The sequence below is a fragment of the Mitsuaria chitosanitabida ATCC BAA-476 = NBRC 102408 genome, from assembly GCF_001598255.1.
GTDB classification, from domain to species: Bacteria; Pseudomonadota; Gammaproteobacteria; order Burkholderiales; family Burkholderiaceae_C; genus Roseateles; species Roseateles chitosanitabidus.
In genome coordinates this window covers 1-19,846 of the sequence record NZ_BCYP01000025.1, presented here as the reverse complement: position 1 = coordinate 19,846, position 19,846 = coordinate 1, and the positions used below count along the sequence as shown (strand labels likewise).

At 70.3% G+C, this 19,846-nt stretch carries 16 protein-coding genes and 1 tRNA gene; 8 read left to right on the top strand and 9 right to left on the bottom strand.

Features of this window, described 5'->3' with window-relative positions; all coding sequences use genetic code 11:
* Positions 1-116: 116 nt before the first annotated feature.
* The 5 genes from MCHT01_RS16705 to hemC form a co-directional block, all read right to left on the bottom strand.
* Positions 117-193 (bottom strand) — tRNA-Arg (locus MCHT01_RS16705).
* Positions 194-254: 61 nt separating this feature from the next.
* A complete protein-coding gene (locus tag MCHT01_RS16700) occupies positions 255-1,502 on the bottom strand; it encodes a heme biosynthesis HemY N-terminal domain-containing protein (RefSeq protein WP_067066594.1) in 1,248 nt (415 codons plus the stop codon).
* 10 nt (positions 1,503-1,512) lie between these two features.
* Positions 1,513-2,682, bottom strand: coding sequence for a uroporphyrinogen-III C-methyltransferase (locus tag MCHT01_RS16695; RefSeq protein ID WP_084452824.1), 1,170 nt, complete (start codon positions 2,680-2,682; stop codon positions 1,513-1,515).
* Positions 2,679-3,557, bottom strand: coding sequence for a uroporphyrinogen-III synthase (locus MCHT01_RS16690; RefSeq protein ID WP_067066592.1), 879 nt, complete (start codon positions 3,555-3,557; stop codon positions 2,679-2,681). The genes MCHT01_RS16695 and MCHT01_RS16690 overlap by 4 nt, the downstream gene beginning before the upstream one ends.
* Positions 3,557-4,486: a hydroxymethylbilane synthase gene (gene hemC / locus MCHT01_RS16685; RefSeq protein ID WP_067066590.1), complete on the bottom strand. Its 930-nt coding sequence runs from the start codon at positions 4,484-4,486 to the stop codon at positions 3,557-3,559. The genes MCHT01_RS16690 and hemC overlap by 1 nt, the downstream gene beginning before the upstream one ends.
* 256 nt (positions 4,487-4,742) lie before the next feature.
* Between hemC and ppc the strand changes: the two genes are divergently transcribed.
* Positions 4,743-7,724: a phosphoenolpyruvate carboxylase gene (gene ppc / locus MCHT01_RS16680; protein ID WP_084452822.1), complete on the top strand. Its 2,982-nt coding sequence runs from the start codon at positions 4,743-4,745 to the stop codon at positions 7,722-7,724.
* A gap of 342 nt (positions 7,725-8,066) precedes the next feature.
* Here the strand turns inward: ppc and MCHT01_RS16675 are convergent, their stop codons facing one another.
* Both MCHT01_RS16675 and MCHT01_RS16670 read right to left on the bottom strand, forming a co-directional pair.
* Positions 8,067-8,882: a LytR/AlgR family response regulator transcription factor gene (locus tag MCHT01_RS16675; RefSeq protein ID WP_067066589.1), complete on the bottom strand. Its 816-nt coding sequence runs from the start codon at positions 8,880-8,882 to the stop codon at positions 8,067-8,069.
* Between the two features lie 40 nt (positions 8,883-8,922).
* Positions 8,923-9,972, bottom strand: a complete 1,050-nt coding sequence (locus MCHT01_RS16670; RefSeq protein WP_084452820.1) for a sensor histidine kinase — start codon at positions 9,970-9,972, stop codon at positions 8,923-8,925.
* 137 nt (positions 9,973-10,109) lie between these two features.
* Between MCHT01_RS16670 and argH the strand changes: the two genes are divergently transcribed.
* The 5 genes from argH (at position 10,110) to MCHT01_RS16645 (ending at position 14,164) form a co-directional block, all read left to right on the top strand.
* A complete protein-coding gene (gene argH / locus MCHT01_RS16665) occupies positions 10,110-11,576 on the top strand; it encodes an argininosuccinate lyase (RefSeq protein ID WP_067066587.1) in 1,467 nt (488 codons plus the stop codon).
* A complete protein-coding gene (locus tag MCHT01_RS16660; RefSeq protein WP_084452817.1) occupies positions 11,573-12,085 on the top strand; it encodes a hemerythrin domain-containing protein in 513 nt (170 codons plus the stop codon). The genes argH and MCHT01_RS16660 overlap by 4 nt, the downstream gene beginning before the upstream one ends.
* A 95-nt stretch (positions 12,086-12,180) precedes the next feature.
* Positions 12,181-13,425 (top strand): DNA polymerase IV, encoded by a 1,245-nt coding sequence (dinB, locus tag MCHT01_RS16655; RefSeq protein ID WP_067066585.1) that lies wholly within the window; start codon positions 12,181-12,183, stop codon positions 13,423-13,425.
* Between the two features lie 202 nt (positions 13,426-13,627).
* Positions 13,628-13,837 carry a hypothetical protein gene (locus tag MCHT01_RS16650; protein ID WP_067066584.1) on the top strand — a complete coding sequence of 70 codons (210 nt, stop codon included), beginning with the start codon at positions 13,628-13,630 and terminating at the stop codon, positions 13,835-13,837.
* Positions 13,838-13,855: 18 nt separating this feature from the next.
* A complete protein-coding gene (locus MCHT01_RS16645) occupies positions 13,856-14,164 on the top strand; it encodes a hypothetical protein (protein ID WP_067066582.1) in 309 nt (102 codons plus the stop codon).
* Here MCHT01_RS16645 and MCHT01_RS27075 read toward each other — a convergent pair.
* Positions 14,138-14,689, bottom strand: coding sequence for a YbaN family protein (locus MCHT01_RS27075; protein ID WP_084452815.1), 552 nt, complete (start codon positions 14,687-14,689; stop codon positions 14,138-14,140). The two genes, MCHT01_RS16645 and MCHT01_RS27075, sit on opposite strands and share 27 nt — an antisense overlap.
* 93 nt (positions 14,690-14,782) lie before the next feature.
* Between MCHT01_RS27075 and MCHT01_RS16635 the strand changes: the two genes are divergently transcribed.
* Positions 14,783-15,682 carry a LysR family transcriptional regulator gene (locus MCHT01_RS16635; protein ID WP_067066581.1) on the top strand — a complete coding sequence of 300 codons (900 nt, stop codon included), beginning with the start codon at positions 14,783-14,785 and terminating at the stop codon, positions 15,680-15,682.
* Positions 15,683-15,785: 103 nt separating this feature from the next.
* Positions 15,786-16,937, top strand: a complete 1,152-nt coding sequence (locus MCHT01_RS16630) for an alpha-hydroxy acid oxidase (protein WP_067066595.1) — start codon at positions 15,786-15,788, stop codon at positions 16,935-16,937.
* A gap of 4 nt (positions 16,938-16,941) precedes the next feature.
* Here MCHT01_RS16630 and MCHT01_RS16625 read toward each other — a convergent pair whose 3' ends face one another.
* On the bottom strand, positions 16,942-19,809 hold the full coding sequence (locus MCHT01_RS16625) for a type I secretion C-terminal target domain-containing protein (RefSeq protein WP_148661569.1): 2,868 nt from the start codon (positions 19,807-19,809) through the stop codon (positions 16,942-16,944).
* Positions 19,810-19,846: the final 37 nt, after the last annotated feature.

Here is a 19,846-nt window from a genome sequence, read left to right as displayed (position 1 = left end):
GCGACTTTTACTGATCAGATCCGCCGTCGTGGAAGCGGAATCTGCTTTTTGTTCTTGCTTCTTCTTTTTACCGAATATCTCTTGAATCTTTCGACCTCAAGATATTCGACATTTTCTGGTGCGGCTGGCAGGATTCGAACCCACGACCCCTTGGTTCGTAGCCAAGTACTCTATCCAACTGAGCTACAGCCGCTGAAAGACTGCGACTATAGCATGCAATTTTTGGGTCGCGCAAGAATCTCTTCAAAAATCTTTCAACCCAGCGTCGCGGCGGCCTCGTAGCAGCGCGCGCGGCGTTCCGTGTCGCCGTCCTGCTCCGCCATTTCGGCCAGGCGCAACCAGCTGCGACGACGCGCGGCCACGCTCAGCGCGCGATCCTCGGCGGCCTGCTCCAGCATCAGCCGCGCCTTGCCCCAGAGCTGGCGCTCCGCCAGCGCATGGCCCAGCGCATAGGCCATGGTGCCGTCGCGCGGGAAGCGCTGCACCGCGCCTTCCAGACGCTGCAGCCACTCGGGCCCCAGGCCCGGCATGCAGGGCACGAGCGCGTCGGCCAGCGCCTGACGTTCGTCGGCGCCCTGCTCCGCGATCGCTTCCCAGAAGGGACGCAGCCAGCCGCGGCCGTCCTCGGGCGCCCCCAGGGCAGCCGCGCAGTGCGCGGCTCGCGCGGCCACGAACACGTCGCGACGATCCGAGGCATCCAGCTGCTGCCAGCCGCCGCGCAGCTGATCGATGTCGCGGGACGATTCCAGCGCCTCGCAGGCCAGCGAGCGCAGCAGGCTCTGCGCCGCAGACTTCGAGAAGGCCTGGTGCTTTGCCAGCAGGCGCGCGGTGCGCAGCGCTTCCAGCGGTTGATGGGCCAGGCGGCTCGCCTGCAGCTTCAATCGCAGCGATTGGGTACGGCGCGCCACGCCCGGGCTCAGCTCGCCCAGCAGGCCCAGCGCGCGCGGGGCATCGCGCTCGTCCAGCGCCCATTCGGCGGCCAGCAGGCGCGCGCCTTCCTCCTGCGCGCGGGCGCCAGGAGATTCCGAGGCCACTTGCAACGCCTGACGCAGATGCTCGTCGCGGTTGCGGCGATCCTGCAGGCGGTGCGCGCTCTGCGCCGCGACCAGGTGCGCCAGCGCCATGAAGGCGCCGTCCTGCGCCAGGTCCGGCGTCTGGGACTGGATCGACAGCGCGCGTTGCGCGGCCTTCTGGGCGCGGCTGTAGCGCGCGCCGAAGTACTCGGCCCAGGCCTCGCGCAGCGCGATCTGGGCGCTGCGCTCCCGCTGAGCCATGCGCCATAGCCGGGCGCGCTTGGGCAGCGTCAGCAGCGCGTCCAGCGTCTGCATCAGCGTCATCAGCGCGAAGCAGCCCGCCAGCAGCAAGAGCAGGAACAGGTTGAGCGACAGGTCCATCCGCCAGCCGCGCCAGTAGAAGCTGGCCAGACCGTCGTTGTTCCCCAGGGTCAGCGCCGCGACCACCGCCGCGACGAAGAGCAGCACGAGCCAGATCACCATCCGCATGGCGATCCCCTCAGCGCGCGACCGCGCTCAGCGCGGCCAGCGTGTCGTCGGGACGCGGCACGGTCACCTGCCGCGACTGGCCCTGCACCTGGCGCAGCAGCTCGACCGTGGTCGAGAGCTTGCGCGAGCGGCCGTCGAAGTAGCGGTCCAGCATGGCCTGCGCCTCGCGCAGGTCCACCTGCGCGGTGTCGAACTGCCGGCTCAGCAGCGCCAGGCGCGCGTTCAGCAGTCGCAGCTTGAGGTTCTCGCGCAGGAAGAAGGCCTGCTCGGGCGCCATCAGCGCGGCTTCGGGATGATCGATGCGGGTCACGCGCAGCAGGCCGCGGGCCTCGCGCCAGACGTCCCCGGACAGCGTGGTCCAGCGCTCGCCGGCCTGGTCCCACACGCGGGACCACCAGCCCGTCTCCGCCGCCGAGGCGGCAGCGGCCTGCGCGCCGGCGCCGGAGGCCTTGCGCGCCTGCGCCGCGCCGCGCGGGGCCGAGGCCGCGGTCTCGGGACGGACCTGCGGGGCGCCGGACGGATCGCGGCCCGGCTGGGCCACGGCGAGCAGCGGCAGATCGTCGATCTGGCGCACCACCTCGTCGAGCTTGACCGTCAGCGAGGACACGTCGACCACGCTGACCGCCTTCACCCGCTCCAGGTCGCGCGCGACGGCGCGACGCACGCCTTCGAGCCGGGGTTGCTTGTAGCGGCCGAGGCGGTCGTCGGCCTGACGCAGCGCGGCCACCAGGGGCTCGGCGCTGCCGGTGATCACGCCCTGCTGCATCGCCACGCGCAGCGAGCCCTCGATGTCGCCGACGACGTTCTCGTCGCGCGACCGGCTCACCGACTGCATCAGGGTCTCGAGCTGCTCGCGCTGCACGGCCACCTCGGCCAGGCGCGCGTCCAGCAGCGCGACCTTGGCCGCGGTGTCGCGGCTGAGGTCCTGCGCGATGCGGGCCTGCTCGCGGGCCAGGTTGGCCTCGCTCTGGCTGGTGTCCTGGCGCCGGACCAGTTCCTGCTCGACCTGCTTGAGCCGTTGCTGGCTCTGCCAGGCCAGGCCCAGGCCCAACAGGGCCACCAGACCGATGACGAAGACGCCGGCCTGGGTCAGCGTGGCGCCCGGGCGCGGGGACGGGCCGGACGGAGAGGATTTGTTGGGCGACGGGACGTCGGCCGCTGGGGTGGTGGTCTCGCTCACGTGCGCGATTCTAGGGTGGACCCTGACAGCATCCGGAACGCGGCCGCGACAGCGGGGGCATCGGGTCGCACCAAAACCACATGCCCCACCCCCAGGGCTTGTGCCCGCGCGGCAATCCGCTCATGGGTCGCGACCGCCCGCACCGCGCGCCAGTCCGGCGCCGGTCCGCCCTCGCGCGTCCCCTGTTCGAGCGCTTCCAGGTGGCCGATGGCCTCCGAGCTGCTGAACAACCACACATGCGACGCGGGGGACGCCAGGGCACGTCGCAGCAGGGCCCGCGTCGGGACATCGAGCCGCGGGCAGCCGCGCCGGTAGACGCCGACCGCGTCGACCCGCATGCCGGCCTCGCGCAGCCGATCGCCCAGCCACTCGCGCCCGCCGTCGCCGCGCACCAGCAGGGCGCGCCGGCCGGCCCAGCGGGCCGCCGAGTCCGCCCGCTCAGCCCCGCCGGGATGGCCCGGGGCCTCGCCCCAAACCGGGTCGAGCACTCGCCACAGCTCGGGCCAGAGATGTTCGGAGTCCAGGCTGTCCGCTCCCGGTGGCGGCTGCACGATGCGCGCGGCCGGCACGCCGTGCTCGGCCAACGCCTGCGCGCTGCCCGGCCCGACGGTGGCCGCCCAGGTTCGCGAGGGCCAGGTCTTGCCCGCCGGCTGCCGGTCGAAGAAGTGCCGGACCGCGTTGGGGCTGACGAACATCGCCAGATCCGTCTCGTCCAGCGCGGCCCAGGCCGCCTGAGCCGGCGCGGGATCGTCGGTCGCCGCGATGTCGATCAGCGGGAGCGAGGCCGTCGGCACGCCCAGCGCCGCCATCCGCCGGGCCCAGTCGTCGGCCTGCGCCTCGGGACGGGTGAGCAGCAGGCGGGCGCCGTCCGGCATCAGACGTCCTTCAGGTAGTCGTCGGCGCCCTGTCCGCGCAGCGCGTCGGCGGCGCGGCGGCCCAGCGCCTCGGCGGCGTCCAGGTCGGCGACGACGGCCTGCTCGGTCGCGCGCAGCAGCGCGCGTTCGGGGTGGATGGGATGGCCCAGGGCGGTCGACAGCACGAGCTGCCCATCGGCCCGCCACTGCGCATGCGCGGCCAGCGGCATGGAGCAGCTGCCGCCCAGCGCGCGCGAGACCGCCCGCTCGGCGGCCGTCGCCAGCCAGGTCGGCCGATGCGCGAGCGCCTCCAGGTGCGCCGCCAGCGCGGTGTTGCCGGCGCGAATCTCGATGCCCAGCGCGCCCTGCCCCGCGCACGGAATCATGGTGTCGACGTCGAAGTACTGGCGGATGCGGTCGGCCAGGTTCAGGCGCTTCAGCCCGGCGGCGGCGAGCACGATGGCGTCGTGCTGGCCTTCGTCGAGCTTGCGCAGCCGGGTGTCGAGGTTGCCCCGCAGCGGCTCCACGACCAGGTCGGGCCGGCGGCTCTTGAGCTGCGTCACGCGGCGCAGGCTGGAAGTGCCGACGCGCGCGCCTTGCGGCAGCGCGTCCAGGCTCTCGTAGCGCGGCGACACCAGCGCGTCGCGAGGGTCCTCGCGCTCCAGCACGGCAGCCAGCACGAAGCCCTCGGGCAGCTCCATCGGCACGTCCTTGAGCGAATGCACCGCCAACTGCGCGCGGCCGTCCTCGAGCGCCGTCTCCAGCTCCTTCACGAACAGCCCCTTGCCGCCCACCTTGGACAGCGTGCGGTCCAGGATCTGGTCGCCGCGGGTGGTCATGCCCAGCAGCTCGACACCCAGACCGCGGGCGCGCAGCAGCGCCTGCACATGCTCGGCCTGCCACAGCGCCAGCCGGCTCTCGCGGGTGGCGATCACGAAATCGTTGTTCATGGGCGGCATGCTAAACGGCAACGCCTGTCACCGACGGCGCCGTGACCGCTGCTCGCGCAAAGTTCGGGACCGTCGGTTGCCGCGAAGCATCGCTTGCGCGATCCCGGAGCTTCACGCGGCGCGCGCGCCACGCCGTGGGGCGGGCGCCGCGCGAAGAAACTGCTAAAGTCAGCCGAAGGTAACTCGGTTACATCCGTGCTCCCGCCCTCTCGGGGCTCATCCCCGGCATCCCTGCCGCCGACGACACGACGACGCCATGCCCGACAGTTCCGCCTCCCGCGCCCCGCGCCGCGCTGCCCAGTCAGCCGCCAAGTCCTCCTCCACCGCGCCCGCCGCGGTCGCCAAGTCCAAGACCGCGAAGCCGGCGGCCCAAGCGACCGCCAAGGCAGCGGTCAAGGCGGCCGCCAAGCCCAACGGCAAGGTCCCGGCCAAGCGCGCCGTCAAGACGGGCACCGCGCTCACGCGCGCGGTGAAGGACAAGAACCAGCCGCTGATGGACGACATCCGCCTGCTGGGCCGCATCCTGGGCGAGGTCATCCGCGAGCAGGAAGGCCGCGAGGCCTACGAGCTGGTCGAGCGGGTGCGGCAGCTGTCGGTAGCCTACCGCCTCAAGCGCGACACGCAGGCCGGCAAGCAGATGGACAAGCTGCTCAAGAGCCTGTCGGGCGAGCAGACCGTCAGCGTGATCCGCGCGTTCAGCTACTTCTCTCACCTGGCCAACATCGCCGAGGACCGCCATCACGTGCGCCGCCGCGAGGTCCACGAGCGCGAAGGCAGCCTGCAGGCCGGCTCGCTGGCCTTTGCGCTGGAGCGCCTGTTCGACGCGGGCGTGCGCCCGACCGAGGTGGCGCGCACGCTGGAACGCGGCTTCGTCTCGCCGGTGCTGACCGCCCACCCGACCGAGGTCCAGCGCAAGAGCATCCTGGACGCCGAGCGGGCCGTGGCCGAGCTGGTCGAGGCCCGCGACCGCCTGCACACCGATCGCGAGAAGGCCGCCAACGAGAGCCTGATCCGCGCGCGGGTCACGCAGCTCTGGCAGACGCGCATGCTGCGCTACTCCAAGCTGACCGTGTCCGACGAGATCGAGAACGCGCTGAGCTACTACCACGCCACCTTCCTGCGCGAGATCCCCAAGCTCTACACCGAGCTCGAGGAAGCGCTGCCCGGCGAGGAGGTCGCGCCCTTCCTGCGCATGGGCCAGTGGATCGGCGGCGACCGCGACGGCAACCCCAACGTGACGGCCGACACCATGCGCCTGGCGCTGCGCCGCCAGAGCGAGGTCGCGCTGCGCCACTACCTGACCGAGCTGCACGAGCTGGGCGCCGAGCTGTCGATCTCGCTGCGCCTGGCCGGCGTGACGCCCGAGATGCAGGCGCTGGCCGAGCGCAGCCCCGATCGCAACGAGCATCGGATGGACGAGCCCTATCGGCGCGCCCTCACCGGCATGTACGCCCGTCTGGCCGCGACGCTGGAATCGCTGACCGGGACCGAGGCGCTGCGCCACGCGGTCGCGCCGCAGGATCCCTACCTCACGCCCGAGGAGCTGCTGGCGGACCTGCGCATCATCCAGAGCTCGCTGGAGAGCCATCACGCCCATGCGCTGATCGCGCCGCGCCTGAAGCCGCTGATCCGCGCGGTGCAGGTGTTCGGTTTCCATCTGGCGACGCTGGACCTGCGGCAGAGCTCCGACCAGCACGAGGCCGTCGTGGCCGAGCTGCTCAAGACAGCGCGCGTCTGCGAGGACTACTCGGCCCTGGGCGAGATGGACCGCCGCGCGCTGCTGGTGGATCTGCTCAACCAGACCCGGCCGCTGCGCGTGCTGGGCGCCGAGTACAGCGAACGCGCGCAGGGCGAGCTGGCGATCTTCGCCACCGCTCGCGAATCGCGCCAGCGCTTCGGCCGCGAGGCGCTGCGCCACTACATCATTTCCCACACCGAGGACGTCAGCGATCTGCTCGAGGTCCAGCTGCTGCTGAAGGAATACGGCCTGCTGCGCGGCACGCTGGATGGTGACGCGATCAGCGACCTGATCGTGGTCCCGCTGTTCGAGACCATCGGCGACCTGCGCAACGCCCCCGGCATCATGGGCGCGTTCTACGAGCTGCCCGGCATGGCCGCGATGGTGCGGCGCTCCGGCGGTGAGCAGGACATCATGCTGGGCTACTCCGACTCCAACAAGGACGGCGGCGTGTTCACCAGCAGCTGGGAGCTGTATCGCGCGGAGATCGCGCTGGTGCAGCTCTTCGACACGCTGCGCGCGCAGGGGCCGCTGACGCTGCGCCTGTTCCACGGCCGTGGCGGCACGGTGGGCCGCGGCGGCGGTCCCAGCTACCAGGCCATCCTGGCCCAGCCCCCGGGCACGGTGAACGGCCAGATCCGCCTCACCGAGCAGGGCGAGGTCATCAACTCCAAGTACGCCAACCCGGAGATCGGCCGGCGCAACCTCGAGACCCTCGTCGCGGCGACGCTGGAGGCCACGCTGCTGCACCCGACCAAGCCCGCGCCCAAGGCCTTCATGGACGCGGCGCAGGCGCTGTCGGACACCAGCTTCGCCGCCTACCGCGGCCTGGTCTACGACACGCCCGGATTCGCCGACTTCTTCTTCGCCGCCACGCCGATCCGCGAGATCGCCGAGCTCAACATCGGCTCGCGTCCCGCGTCGCGCAAGGCGACCCGCGCCATCGAGGACCTGCGGGCGATTCCCTGGGGCTTCAGCTGGGGCCAGTCGCGCATCACCCTGCCGGGCTGGTGCGGCTTCGGCACCGGCATCGAGACCTTCCTGGGCAAGGACAAGGCCGGCCGCGAGGAGAAGCTGGCGCTGCTCAAGCGCATGCACAAGCAGTGGCCCTTCTTCCGCACCCTGCTGTCCAACCTGGACATGGTGCTGGCCAAGGCCGACCTGGACATCGCCCAGCGCTATCTGGAGCTGGTCGAGGACAAGCGCCTGGGCAAGCGGATCTTCGGCGCGATCGAGGCCGAGTTCGCGCGCACCGAGCAGGCGCTCGCGCTGATCACCGGAGAGGCGGACCGCCTGGCGTCCAACCCGGCGCTGGCGCGCTCGATCGAGCATCGCTTCCCCTACATCGACCCGCTCAACCACCTGCAGGTCGAGCTGATGCGCCGCTATCGCGCCATCCCGGTCGAGAAGCGCCAGGAGGATCCGCGGCTGGAGCGCGTCCAGCGCGGCATCCATCTGTCGATCAACGGGATCGCGGCCGGCCTGCGGAACACGGGCTGATCCGCGCGGGCGTCACCGACGCCCCGCGCTAGCGCGGCGGCAGACCACCCGCCAGCCGCTTCACGGCCTCGAACTCGCCCGCCTGCGCAATGAGCGTCAGCAGGTCCATCTCGGCGCGCAGGCGCCTGCATTCCACCTTGGGATCGGACGCGCCTCGCGCGAGGTCGGACTGCGGCTGGAACTGCTCGGGCCCATCCGTCTTCAGGACCTCGAACAGCTTCTGCGAGGTCGCCCGGACCTGTTCTCGGCTGTAGGCCAGTTCGTCGGAGCGGGCGCCCCATCGCGTGGCCAGGCACGCCGATCCACCAGATCCGGCGGGGCTCGCGTCGCATGCGCCGCCGCTCAGCGCTGACCGGCCAGGGCCTCGCGCACCGCCGCGACCTGCCGCCGAGACACCGCCAGCCATTCGTTGACGTGGGCGATGCGCACCGCCCAGCCCAGTTCGCCCGAGCCGTCGCCGTCCGGCTCCGCGACGCCCTCGGTCGGCACGTGGCGCTCCAGCTCCCGCACCGCCGCCTTGGCGACCAGCGCGTTGCGGTGCACCCGCAGGAAGCGCTCGCCCAGGCGCTGCTCCAGATCGCTCAGCGAGCCGTCCATGACATGGCTCTGCGTGGCCGTGCGCAGCGTGAGGTACTTGAGCTCGGCCTTGAAGTACAGGACCTCGCCCAGCGGCACCCGCAGCAGCCGGCCGCGTTCGGTGATGTTGATGACCTGCGCCGTGCCGTCGGCGGCCGCGGGTTCCTGGCCATCGCGCGCCTTGATGGCCGCGCGCTCGCCGACCCGCTGCGCCGCCCGGGCGAGGCTGGCCTGCAGGCGCTCGCGCCGCACCGGCTTGGTCAGGTAGTCCAGCGCTTCCAGCTCGAAGGCCTGCAGCGCGTGCTGCGGGTGGGCCGTCACGAAGACGACCGCCGGCGCGAAGGGCCGCCCCCGCAGCGCCTGCGCCAGGCCCAACCCGTCCAGGCCCGGCATCTGCACGTCCAGCAGCACCAGGTCGCAGGCATGGTCCTTCAGCCACATCAGCGCCTGCTCGCCGCTGCCGGCCTCGGCGACGACCTCGGCGCGCGGCTCCTCGTTGCCCTCGACCAGGCCCCGCAGCCGCAGGCGGGCCAGCGGCTCGTCGTCGACGATCAGGACTCTCAGCGGCGGATGGGTCAGCATCAGGTCGTTCCTCTGCAATCTCTTTCGCGTCCGGTCCCGCTCAGCGCGGCAGCACGATGCGCACCACGAAACGGCCGTCACCGGGGCCGGCCTCCAGCCGCGCCGCCACGTCGTGCATCAGCCGCAGCCGTTGCCGCACGTTGCGCAGCGCCAGTCCATGACCCTGCGCGCGCGACGGCAGGCCCACCGTGTTGACGACGCGGATCTCCACCTCGGAGCCCCGAGCCCGGGTCACGATGTCGACGTCGCCGCCCAGGTCGTTGGGCTCGACGCCATGGCGCACCGCGTTCTCGACCAGCGGCTGCAGCAGCAGGGGGGGCACGCGCACGTCGTCCGCATGCGGATCGAGGTGCCAGTTCACCCGCAGCCGTTCGCCGAAGCGCAGCTGCTCGATCGCCAGATAGCGCCGGGCCAGCTCGACTTCCTGGGACAGGCGCACGCCCTCCGCGGTCGGGCCCGCATCCGCCAGCGCCACGTGGAAGAGCTCGGCCAGATCCTCCAGCACCGATTCGGCGCGGCTCGGGTCGACCCGCACCAGCGCGATCGCCGTGTTGAGCGTGTTGAACAGGAAATGCGGCCGGATGCGGGACTGCAGCTCCACCAGCCGGGCCAGCGCGTCGGCCGGCGCCTGCGCGCGTTCGCGCAGCTTGAGCCAGCCCAGCAGCACCCCCGCCGCGAGCGCGCCGGCCGCGGCCGCGGCGATGCGTTGCAGCTCGCCCAGCCCACCAAGCTCGACCGCCTCCAGCAGCCGCGCCCCGCCGTAGGCGCAGGCCGCGCCGAGCAGGATGGGGAGCGTCCATTGGGCGGACTCGGGCAGGCGGGCCAGCACGCGCTTGGCGGCGCACACGACCAGCAGCCAGGCCAGGACGCCGCTCAGGGCGGCGACCGAGGCGCCGCTCATGGACCAGGCCCACAGCGAGAGGGTTTCGCTGGACATCGCCAGGCCCAGCGCCAGCACCAGCTGCACGCCCAGCACCGCCCGCAGCACCAGGCCCACGTGGCAGACGTCGAAGCGACGCTGGGCGTCGATCAGCCGCGTCGCGGGCGGACGCACGTCCAGCCGGGTCTCTTCCCAGGCCGGCTGAACCATCGGATCCTCCCGTCCCCGCACTGTCCTGCCCTTTTCGCTGCCGCTTTAGAATCTGCGGCTCATTCTCGCCCAGGCGCCCTTCCGCTCTCAATGCGGGCGCCCCCGGATCCCCGCGAAGTCGTAACGCCTTGCAAGCAATGTCCACTCCCTCCGGCAACACCCCCTCCGACGCCTCCACCGGCCAGCCCTCCGACAACCAGCTGGCCAACAAGTCGCAGGCCTGGTCGGCGCTGTTCTCCGAGCCGATGAGCGACCTGGTCAAGCGTTACACCGCCAGCGTCGACTTCGACAAGCGCCTGTGGGCCGCCGACATCCAGGGCTCGCTGGCCCACGCGGAGATGCTCGCCGCGCAAGGGATCATCGGCGCCGACGACCACGCGGCCATCCAGAAGGGCATGGCCCAGATCCGCGAGGAGATCGCCTCCGGCCGCTTCGAGTGGCAGCTGGACCTGGAGGACGTGCACCTGAACATCGAGGCCCGCCTGACCACGCTGGTCGGTCTGGCCGGCAAGCGCCTGCACACCGGCCGCAGCCGCAACGACCAGGTCGCCACCGACGTGCGCCTGTGGCTGCGCGGCGAGATCGACACGCTGGTCGGCCTGCTGGGCGAGCTGCAACGCGTGCTGGTCGGCCAAGCCGAGCGCCATGCCGACGTGATCCTGCCCGGCTTCACCCATCTGCAAGTGGCGCAACCGGTCGCCTTCGGCCATCACATGCTGGCCTACGTCGAGATGTTCGCGCGTGACGCCGAGCGCCTGATCGACTGCCGCAAGCGCGTGAACCGCCTGCCGCTGGGCGCCGCCGCGCTGGCCGGCACGAGCTACCCGCTGGACCGCGAGCGCGTCGCGCGCACGCTGGACATGGAAGGCGTCGCGCAGAACAGCCTGGACGCCGTCTCCGACCGCGACTTCGCGATCGAGTTCAGCGCCGCGGCCGCGCTGATCATGGTGCACATCTCGCGCCTGTCGGAAGAGCTGATCCTGTGGATGAGCCAGGCCTTCGGCTTCATCGCGCTGCCGGACCGCTTCTGCACCGGGTCGAGCATCATGCCGCAGAAGAAGAACCCGGACGTCCCGGAACTGGCGCGCGGCAAGAGCGGCCGCGTGGTCGGCCACCTGATGGGCCTGATCACGCTGATGAAGGGCCAGCCGCTGGCCTACAACAAGGACAACCAGGAAGACAAGGAACCGCTGTTCGACACCGTCGACACGCTGAGCGACACGCTGCGCATCTTCGCGGAGATGATGGACGGCCTGACCGTCAAGCCCGAGGCCATGGAGCGCGCCGCGCTCAAGGGTTACGCGACGGCGACCGACCTGGCCGACTACCTGGTCAAGAAGGGCCTGGCCTTCCGCGACGCCCACGAGATCGTGGCCCACGCCGTCAAGACCGCGCAGGCGCAGGGCGTGGACCTGTCCGGGCTGTCGCTGGACGCGCTGCGTCAGTTCGATGCCCGCATCGGCGAGGACGTCTACGAGGTGCTGTCGCTCCAGGGCTCGCTGAACGCGCGCAACATCCTGGGCGGCACCGCGCCGGCGCAGGTCCGCGCGCAGGTGGCCCGCCATCGCGCCCGCCTGGGCGCCTCGACGGGCGGCGCGGCATGAGCACGCTCGCCTGGTCCCAGGACCTCGTGCTGGACCAGCCCGAGCTGGACCACACCCATGAGGAATTCGTCGAGCTGCTGAACGCCTTCGGCGACACGCTGGATCGCGGCGAGGACGCCCTGCCCGCCTTCAAGGCGCTGCTGGCCCACACCGAGGACCATTTCGCGATGGAGGAGCGCTGGATGGCGGCGACCGGCTTCGAGGCCGAGAACTGCCACAGCAGCCAGCACGCGATGGTGCTCAACGTGATGCGCGAGACGGTGCGCTACGCCGAGGACCTGCTCGACCGCGAGCCGCTGACCATCGTGCGCGGCGAGCTGGCGCAGTGGTTCCCCGGTCATGCCGAGATGATGGACGCGGCGCTGGTCTACACCATGCAGCAACGCGGCTTCGACCCGAGGACCGGCGAATGCCGCGAGCCGGTGAAGGCCGCCACGTCGGCCGAAGGCGCCGACGCCGAACGCGAGCCGGCGGTGTCCGCCTGCGGCTCGACCTCCTGCGGTCACTGACCGCCTCGCGCGGCGGCGCCGGTCCTCGCGGCCGGCGGTTGCCGCGCCGGCCCTGCTGACAACGACCGTCAGCAAGCGCCGCCACAATGCGCCGCATGGCCGAGCCGCAGCCAGCCCTCCCCGATCGCCTGATCGCCCATCTGGACATGGACGCCTTCTACGCGTCCGTGGAGTTGCTGCGCTATCCGGAACTCAAGGGCCTGCCCGTGGTGGTCGGCGGCCGCCGCGCCCACACGCCGCAACTGCTGCCCGACGGCACGCGCCAGTTCTTCAAGCTCGAGGACTACACCGGCCGCGGCGTGGTGACGACCTCCACCTATCCGGCGCGCGACCTGGGCGTGTTCTCCGCGATGGGCCTGATGAAGGCCGCGCTGCGCGCCCCGCAAGCCATCCTGCTGCCGGCCGACTTCGACTCGTACCGGCATTACTCGCGGCTGTTCAAGGCCGCCGTGCGCGAGATCGCCCCGGTCATCGAGGACCGCGGCATCGACGAGATCTACATCGACCTGAGCGACGTGCCCGGCGCCCGCGACGCGGTGGGCCACGATCCGCTGGGCGGCGCGCGGGCGGTGGCGCGGGAGATCAAGAACTCGGTGCAGCGCGCGACCGGGCTGACCTGCTCGATCGGGGTCACGCCCAACAAGCTGCTGTCCAAGATCGCCTCGGAGCTGGACAAGCCCGACGGGTTGACGCTGATCACCATGGCCGACCTGCCGACCCGGATCTGGCCGCTGCCGGTGCGGCGCATCAACGGCATCGGCCCCAAGGCCGGCGCCAAGCTGGAGACCCTGGACATCCACACCATCGGTGAGCTGGCGGCCGCGCCGCCGGAGCTGCTCGCCCAGCACTTCGGCCCGGGCTACAGCCTGTGGCTGCATCAGGCGGCCTGGGGACTCGACGATCGACCGGTGGTGACGCACAGCGAGCCGGTGTCCATCAGCCGCGAGACCACCTTCGAGCGCGATCTGCACGCGCGGCGCGACAAGCCGGAGCTGTCGCGCATCTTCACCGCGCTGTGCGAGCAACTGGCCGTGGACCTGCAGCGCAAGGGTTACCTGGGCCGGACCATCGGCATCAAGCTCCGCTTCGAGGGCTTCCGCACGGTGACGCGCGACCTGACGCTGGACGAGCCGGTGCAGGACGCCGCCGCGATCCGCCATGCCGCGGGCCTGTGCCTGAAGCGGGTGGACCTGAGCCAGCGGCTGCGGCTGCTGGGCGTGCGGGTCGGGAAGCTGAGCCGGCCGGGCGAGGTGGAGCCGCCCAGGCGTGGCCGATCGAACGCCGCCGACAAGCCGCAGGATCCGCGACCGAAGCCGGAGAACCTCAGCCTGTTCGGTTGACAGGAGGAGGCTCGACGCCGCTGCTGTGCGTTCGACGCCACGATGTCCTGCCTTGTTCCAGTCATCGCCTCCCGAAAGCGATTCGCGGAACTTGATCTGGCGCAAAGTCTGTCGACACCGGGGACTCGCATCGACGCCCGGCTGTCCAGCTCGGTGCACAGTGAGCGACTTGGTCAGTCGCCGTCTTCCGAGGAGTTGATCGATGAGCTTGCGCACCGTTCCTGTTCCCGCCCACTTCAACCTTGATCGCATCGCGCATGCCTTCACCGTGGGGCGGCATGCCGCCACCGGTGGCCTGATGGGCGCCTGGTTGAGCGGATTCGTCACTGGACAGAGCCTCCTGCGTGACGTCGTCGGCATCCTTGCCGGCGCTGCGTTCGTGCTCTGGTGCGCTCGCCACGACCGCCACTGACATGTGGAGCGCAACACGATGGCGGCGTTCTTCGATGGCAATCCGCACGACATGGCCTCCGGCGTCATCGCCCTCAGCTTCATCGCGGGTCGGCGTCTCTGGCTCCGAGCCCCCCTGATGTCGCAGGTCGGGGGTGATTTCGGACTTGGACTGTCGCTCTATCCCTATGCGTTGATGTGTCTGGCGGTGGTGTCCTCCGGCCCCATATCGGCGCTCATGAGCAGCAACCGGGCCGTCGTGACGATGGCGGGAATCGTCGCGTTGTTCACTGCGCTGGATCTGGTCGTGCGACGGTTCAAGTCACCGAGCGGTGGGGAGTCGCCATAACCAGACCCCCACCGCCAGACAGCACACGGCCGGCAGCCAGGGCAGCACCGGCATCACCGCCCAGGAGATCGCCGAGCTGACCGCCATCATTCCCCAGGCCATCTGCTTGGCGCGCAGCGGCACGGCCCGATTCGCGCGCCACTGGACGACCATCGGGCCGAAGCGGGGATGCCCGACCAGCCAGGCCTCGCAGCGGGCCGAGCCTCGCGCGAAGCAGAACGCGGCCAGCAGCACGAAGGGCGTCGTCGGCAGCAGCGGCAGGAAGATGCCGATCACGCCGAGCAGCAGGCTCAAGCCGCCCGCGATCAGCCAGGGGAGGCGGCGCCACAGCGCGGCTTCTTCCAGCACCTGGACCGTCGCCTCATCGGCGGCGGCCTCGAGCGCGGTGCCGGCCCGGCGGCCCGCGCCGATGTCCCGATGGGCCCTCGCGTCGGCACCCGCATCGACACCTGCGTCGGCGCGATCGACACCGCCCGCGGCGGCGCGGGTTCCGGTCAGGGGATCTCGATCGACGGCATCGGACATCGCGCCACTGTAGCCGGGCCGGACCGCGGCCCGTGCGGCGGCCGCTCATGTCCGCGCCCGTGCCGCCAGCGCCGGCGGCTACAGTCGCCCTCCATGAGCGACGCCCCCAGCGACTCCCTGCGCCTGCCCTCCATCGACGGCCTGCTGGCCTTCGAGGCCGCCGCCCGGTTGGGCAGCCTGGAACGCGCGGCCGAGACGCTGCACGTCAGCGCCAGCGCGGTCGGCAAGCGCATCGCGACCCTGGAGGAGCGGCTCGGCCAGCCGCTGCTCACGCGCAACCCGCTGCGCCTGACCGCCGCAGGCAAGGAGTACCTGGCGCAGGTCCAGACCGCCCTGTCGCTGCTCGCCGCCGTCCCGCTGCATCGACGCGAGCAGCAGCGGCTCACCCGACTCAGCATCAGCAGCCCGCCGACCTTCGCGCGGCAGGTGCTCGTACCCGCCCTGCCCCGCTTCGAGGCCGCGCACCCCGACATCGAGCTGGAACTGCTGCTGTCGACGCCCTATCTGGATCAACCGGCGCCGCCTTCCGAGGTCGAGATCTTCGCGGGCGCCATTCCCGCCGGCGGCGAGGTGCTGCTCGACGACGTGGTGACGCCGATGGCCGCGCCAGCCCTGCTCGCGCGGCTGCCCGCACTCCACACGCCGGCTGACCTGGCCCAGGCGCCGCTGCTGCGCACGCCGCTGCAGCCCTGGTCGCCGTGGCTGCGGGCGGCGGGCCTGGACTGGCCGGAGCCCTCGCAGGGGACGCGCTTCGTCGACCTCGGACTGACGCTGGAAGCGGCCGCCTGCGGCCAAGGCGTGGTGCTGGGCCGACCGAGCCTGGCCGCGACCTATCTGCGTGGAGGAACCCTCAAGCGGCTCTTCGATCTGGCCGTGCCCGCGGCCATGCCCTACGGCCTCGTGCGGCATGGCGAGAGCGACGCGGCGCGCGCGTTCTCGCGCTGGCTGGTGGCGCACTGCGCGGCGCTGAGCGCCGATGTCGGCCATGCCTGAGCGCGTGGCCTCGGGAAGTCCCTGAGGCCGCCGGAAGCTTCTTCCGGCCCCGCCCGCCAAACTTTCCGCCCCGGCGCGGGCGGCCTGTCCTAGCATGCGCCGCATGAGCGTCATCACCTGCATCGAAGACCTGCGCGTGCTCGCGCAGAAGCGCGTCCCGCGGATGTTCTACGACTATGCGGACTCCGGGTCCTGGACCGAGAGCACCTATCGCGCGAATGAATCGGACTTCCAGTCCATCAAGCTGCGCCAGCGCGTCGCGGTCAACATGGAGGGCCGCAGCACCGCCACGGAAATGATCGGCCGGCCGGTCGCGATGCCGGTGGCCATCGCGCCGACGGGGCTCACCGGCATGCAGCATGCGGATGGGGAGATCCTCGCGGCGCAGGCGGCCGAGGCCTTCGGCATTCCCTTCACGCTGTCGACGATGAGCATCTGCTCGATCGAGGACGTGGCGGCGAACACCACGGCCCCCTTCTGGTTCCAGCTCTACGTGATGCGGGACCGCGGCTTCATCAACAGCCTGATCGACCGCGCCAAGGCTGCGAAGTGCGATGCGCTGGTGCTCACGCTGGATCTGCAGATCCTGGGCCAGCGCCACAAGGATCTGAAGAACGGCCTGTCCGCGCCGCCCAAGCTGACCCTGCCCAACCTGATCAACATGGCGAGCAAGCCGCGCTGGTGCCTGGGCATGCTCGGCACGTCGCGGCGGCAGTTCGGCAACATCGTCGGGCACGTGAAAGGTGTGGGCGACATGGGCTCGCTGTCGGAATGGACCGCCAAGCAATTCGATCCGCAGCTGAGCTGGGACGACGTGCAATGGATCCGCGAGCGCTGGGGCGGCAAGCTGATCATCAAGGGAATCATCGACGAGGAGGACGCCAAGCTCGCGGCCGCGAGCGGCGCCGATGCGCTGATCGTGAGCAATCACGGGGGACGGCAGCTCGACGGGGCCGAGTCCAGCATCCGCGCGCTGCCGCGCATCGTCGAGGCGGTGGGCGATCGCATCGAGGTGCACATGGATGGCGGGATCCGCTCGGGACAGGACGTGCTCAAGGCCTGGGCCCTGGGCGCGCGCGGCACCTACATCGGCCGAGCCTTCCTCTACGGGCTGGGCGCCATGGGAAAGCCCGGCGTGAGCCGGGCTTTGGAGATCATCCATCGGGAGCTGGATCTGACGATGGCGTTCTGTGGGCATCGGCAGCTGGCAGGCGTCGATCGGGACGTGCTGCTGCCGGGATCCTTCCCCGGCTGATCGGTCAGATCACCGCGGTCGCGCCTCCGGCCAGCTTGAGCGCGATGTCCTGCGCGACCTGGTTGTTGAGCAGGGTCACGAAGGACTTGTCACTCTCGAAGGTCCCCGAGCCGCTCGCGTCCAGCCTCAGCGTGATCTGGCCGTTCTCGCCGACTTGCTTGGACAGGTAGCTCGACAGGTTGTCGACCGTGGCGCCGGACAGGACGGCGCTGAGGTCCAGGACGTCGCCTTCGGCCCGGCTGTAGTCCCCCAGGAACAGCCGCAGGGCGCTGGCATCCGTCGCCCTGAAAGTGACGGCCCCCGCACCGCCGGTCAGCACGCCCAGATTCCCGCTCATCAGGTCGTCGCCCCCCGTGCCCACCTCGCTGGACATGGTCATGAAGTACCCGTGCCCGCCGGCGACCCATCGCACAGCGGCCACATCGGTCATCCCCGCATTCGAGCAATGGACCTCGTTGAGCTTCCCGGAGGCACTCGCCACGTAGAAGCGATAGGCGCCGTCGGCGAGACCGTCGACGAAGTCCTGGCCAGCACCGCTCGTGGACATCGTGCCGTAGGCGTCGCCCAGGCCGCGGAGATCGTCCAGGGTCGCGACGGCGATATCCGAGCGGACGACGTGCACGGTCGCGACCGTGTTGCCGATGAGGTAGGTGGACTGATCCGGCGTCTCGTAGAGATGCATGACGACCGAGGGCGCGGGATCGTTCCGGGTCACGCTCTGGACGCTGCTGGTCGCCATGTTCCCGGCGACGTCGGTCTGACGGATCGCGACCGAGTTGTCGCCGTAGTTCAGCGATTCCGCCTTGATTGACGTGCCGGTGCCCGTCGCCCAGATGGAGCCGCCGTCCAGGCTGTACTCCCAGGTCGCGCCGGACTCGAGGCCGCTGATGTTCACGCGGTCACCGTCATCGACGGCGGAAGTGCCGGTGCTGGTCGACGCTCCCGGAACGGCGACCTGGGTGTCCAGCGTGAAGGTCAGCGTCGCGCCCTCGCTGACCTTGCCAGCTGCATCCACTTGATACACCGTGACGGCCTTCGTTCCATCCCTGCTCCCGAAGAACGAGCTGGGGATGGAATTGCCGATCGCACGGACCAACTCGCCGCCACCAGGACTGCCGTAGAGAAGTGAGGCGCCCTCGGCCAGTCCCGTCACGTTGATCTTCCCGTCGCTGGTGACCAGGTCCGTGTTCGAGCGCCCCGTGTCCGTGGCCAATCGCAGCGTGGGCGCGGCGGACAATGCGCCACTCGATTGGCTGCGATCCACCACGAAATGCAGCTCGTTGCTGTAACGGGCCAAGCCTTGAGCGGTGTTCTCATAGATCACCGCGCGAACGGAGTGCTCGCCGTCGGACAGCAGGCTGGTGATGTCGAAGTCTCGGCCCGGACTCCAGATCGTCTTGAAGGTCGACATGTCCTCCCAGTCGTATTCGATCTTGTAGCTGAGGATGTTCTCAGGGACGGTTGCGTGGATGGCCGCGTTGCCGACCGTCACGAGCCCGTCCTGGCCGGTTGTCCCCGCAGACTTCAAGGACAGCGTCAGGGGCACCTGCTCGATGGTCGTGGTGCTGAGCGTGAAGCTCAACGTGCTGGTCACGCTCTCATTGCCCTTGCGATCGAACTGCTTGACCTGCACTGTCTTGTCGCCATCAGCGCCAAAGACGGTCGGATCAATGGTCGAGCCAACGCCGGTGGTCCAGATCGCCCCCCCGTCGAGGCTGTACCGCCAGGACCCGCCGGCTTCCAGACCGCCGACCCTGATGGTGGCGTCGGGCGACACCTTGTCTCCGGCCAGGGTTCCGATGTCCCTGGCGAGCGAGAGCGACGGCGCTTCAGGCGGCGTCACGTCGCTGAAGACCAAGGGTTCCTTAGAGACGAAGGTGGCCTTGCTGACCGCCGAGTTGCCGGCAGCATCGGTCTGACGAACGAGGAGGGTGTTGTCGATGGCTGGAAGCGCGCTGAAGGGAAGCGTCGAGCCGGTTCCGGACGTCCAGTTCCTGCCACCGTCGACGCTGTAGGACCACGTGGCGCCGGACTCGAGGTGGTCGATTCGAATCGTGCCATCTACGTCTTGAATGACCTCTGGTGCTGCGACCTGCGTGTCCTTCGTGAGGTCAATGGTCTTCGACGCCTGATTGCCAGCGAGGTCGGTCTGGCGGATGGTGACGTGATTGGTGCCTTCGCTCAGCTCACTGGCGGCGATCGACGAGCCGGTGCCGGGCTTCCAGGTTGCGCCGTCGTCCAGGCTGAAGTCCCACTTGGCACCTGTCTCCAGACCGGACACGGCCACCGAGCCGTTGCTGTTGATGGGATCGCTGCCGTTGCTCGGCGTGATCGTCGGCTGCGCGACCTGCGTGTCCTTCACGACATCGATGGTCTTCGACGCCTGATTGCCCGCGGTGTCGGTTTGGCGAATGGTGATGTGGTTCGTGCCCTCGTTGAGCGCACTCGCCGCGATCGACGAACCGGCGCCCGGATTCCAAGTCGCACCGTTGTCCAGGCTGAAGTCCCACTTGGCGCCTGTTTCCAGACCGGACACGGCCACCGAGCCGGTGCTGTTGATCGGATTGGCGCCGTTGCTCGGCGTCACCGTCGGCGCCGAGACCTTCGTGTCCTTTGCGACATTGATGCTCGTCGACGCCTGATTGCCGACGGCGTCGGTCTGGCGGATGGTGATGTGATTGGCGCCTTCGCTCAGCTCACCGGCGGCGATCGACGAGCCGGTGCCCGGCTTCCAGGTCGTGCCGCTGTCCAGGCTGTAGTCCCACGTGGCGTCGCTCTCCAGGCCGGACACGGCCACCGTGCCGGTTGCGTTGATTGGGTTGGCGCCGTTGCTCGGCGTCACGGTCGGTTGGACGACCTTCGTGTCCTTCACGACATCGATGCTCGTGGACGCCTGGTTGCCGGCAGAG

Coding starts and splice junctions, on each gene's coding strand:
- MCHT01_RS16660 (WP_084452817.1), top strand. CDS start 11,573: ATGAGCACGCTCGCCTGGTCCCAGGACCTCGTGCTGGACCAGCCCGAG.
- dinB (WP_067066585.1), top strand. CDS start 12,181: ATGGCCGAGCCGCAGCCAGCCCTCCCCGATCGCCTGATCGCCCATCTG.
- MCHT01_RS16635 (WP_067066581.1), top strand. CDS start 14,783: ATGAGCGACGCCCCCAGCGACTCCCTGCGCCTGCCCTCCATCGACGGC.
- MCHT01_RS16675 (WP_067066589.1), bottom strand. CDS start 8,882: ATGCTGACCCATCCGCCGCTGAGAGTCCTGATCGTCGACGACGAGCCG.
- MCHT01_RS16690 (WP_067066592.1), bottom strand. CDS start 3,557: ATGCCGGACGGCGCCCGCCTGCTGCTCACCCGTCCCGAGGCGCAGGCC.
- MCHT01_RS16650 (WP_067066584.1), top strand. CDS start 13,628: ATGAGCTTGCGCACCGTTCCTGTTCCCGCCCACTTCAACCTTGATCGC.
- MCHT01_RS16700 (WP_067066594.1), bottom strand. CDS start 1,502: ATGCGGATGGTGATCTGGCTCGTGCTGCTCTTCGTCGCGGCGGTGGTC.
- hemC (WP_067066590.1), bottom strand. CDS start 4,486: ATGAACAACGATTTCGTGATCGCCACCCGCGAGAGCCGGCTGGCGCTG.
- MCHT01_RS16630 (WP_067066595.1), top strand. CDS start 15,786: ATGAGCGTCATCACCTGCATCGAAGACCTGCGCGTGCTCGCGCAGAAG.
- MCHT01_RS16645 (WP_067066582.1), top strand. CDS start 13,856: ATGGCGGCGTTCTTCGATGGCAATCCGCACGACATGGCCTCCGGCGTC.
- ppc (WP_084452822.1), top strand. CDS start 4,743: ATGCCCGACAGTTCCGCCTCCCGCGCCCCGCGCCGCGCTGCCCAGTCA.
- MCHT01_RS16670 (WP_084452820.1), bottom strand. CDS start 9,972: ATGGTTCAGCCGGCCTGGGAAGAGACCCGGCTGGACGTGCGTCCGCCC.
- argH (WP_067066587.1), top strand. CDS start 10,110: ATGTCCACTCCCTCCGGCAACACCCCCTCCGACGCCTCCACCGGCCAG.
- MCHT01_RS27075 (WP_084452815.1), bottom strand. CDS start 14,689: ATGTCCGATGCCGTCGATCGAGATCCCCTGACCGGAACCCGCGCCGCC.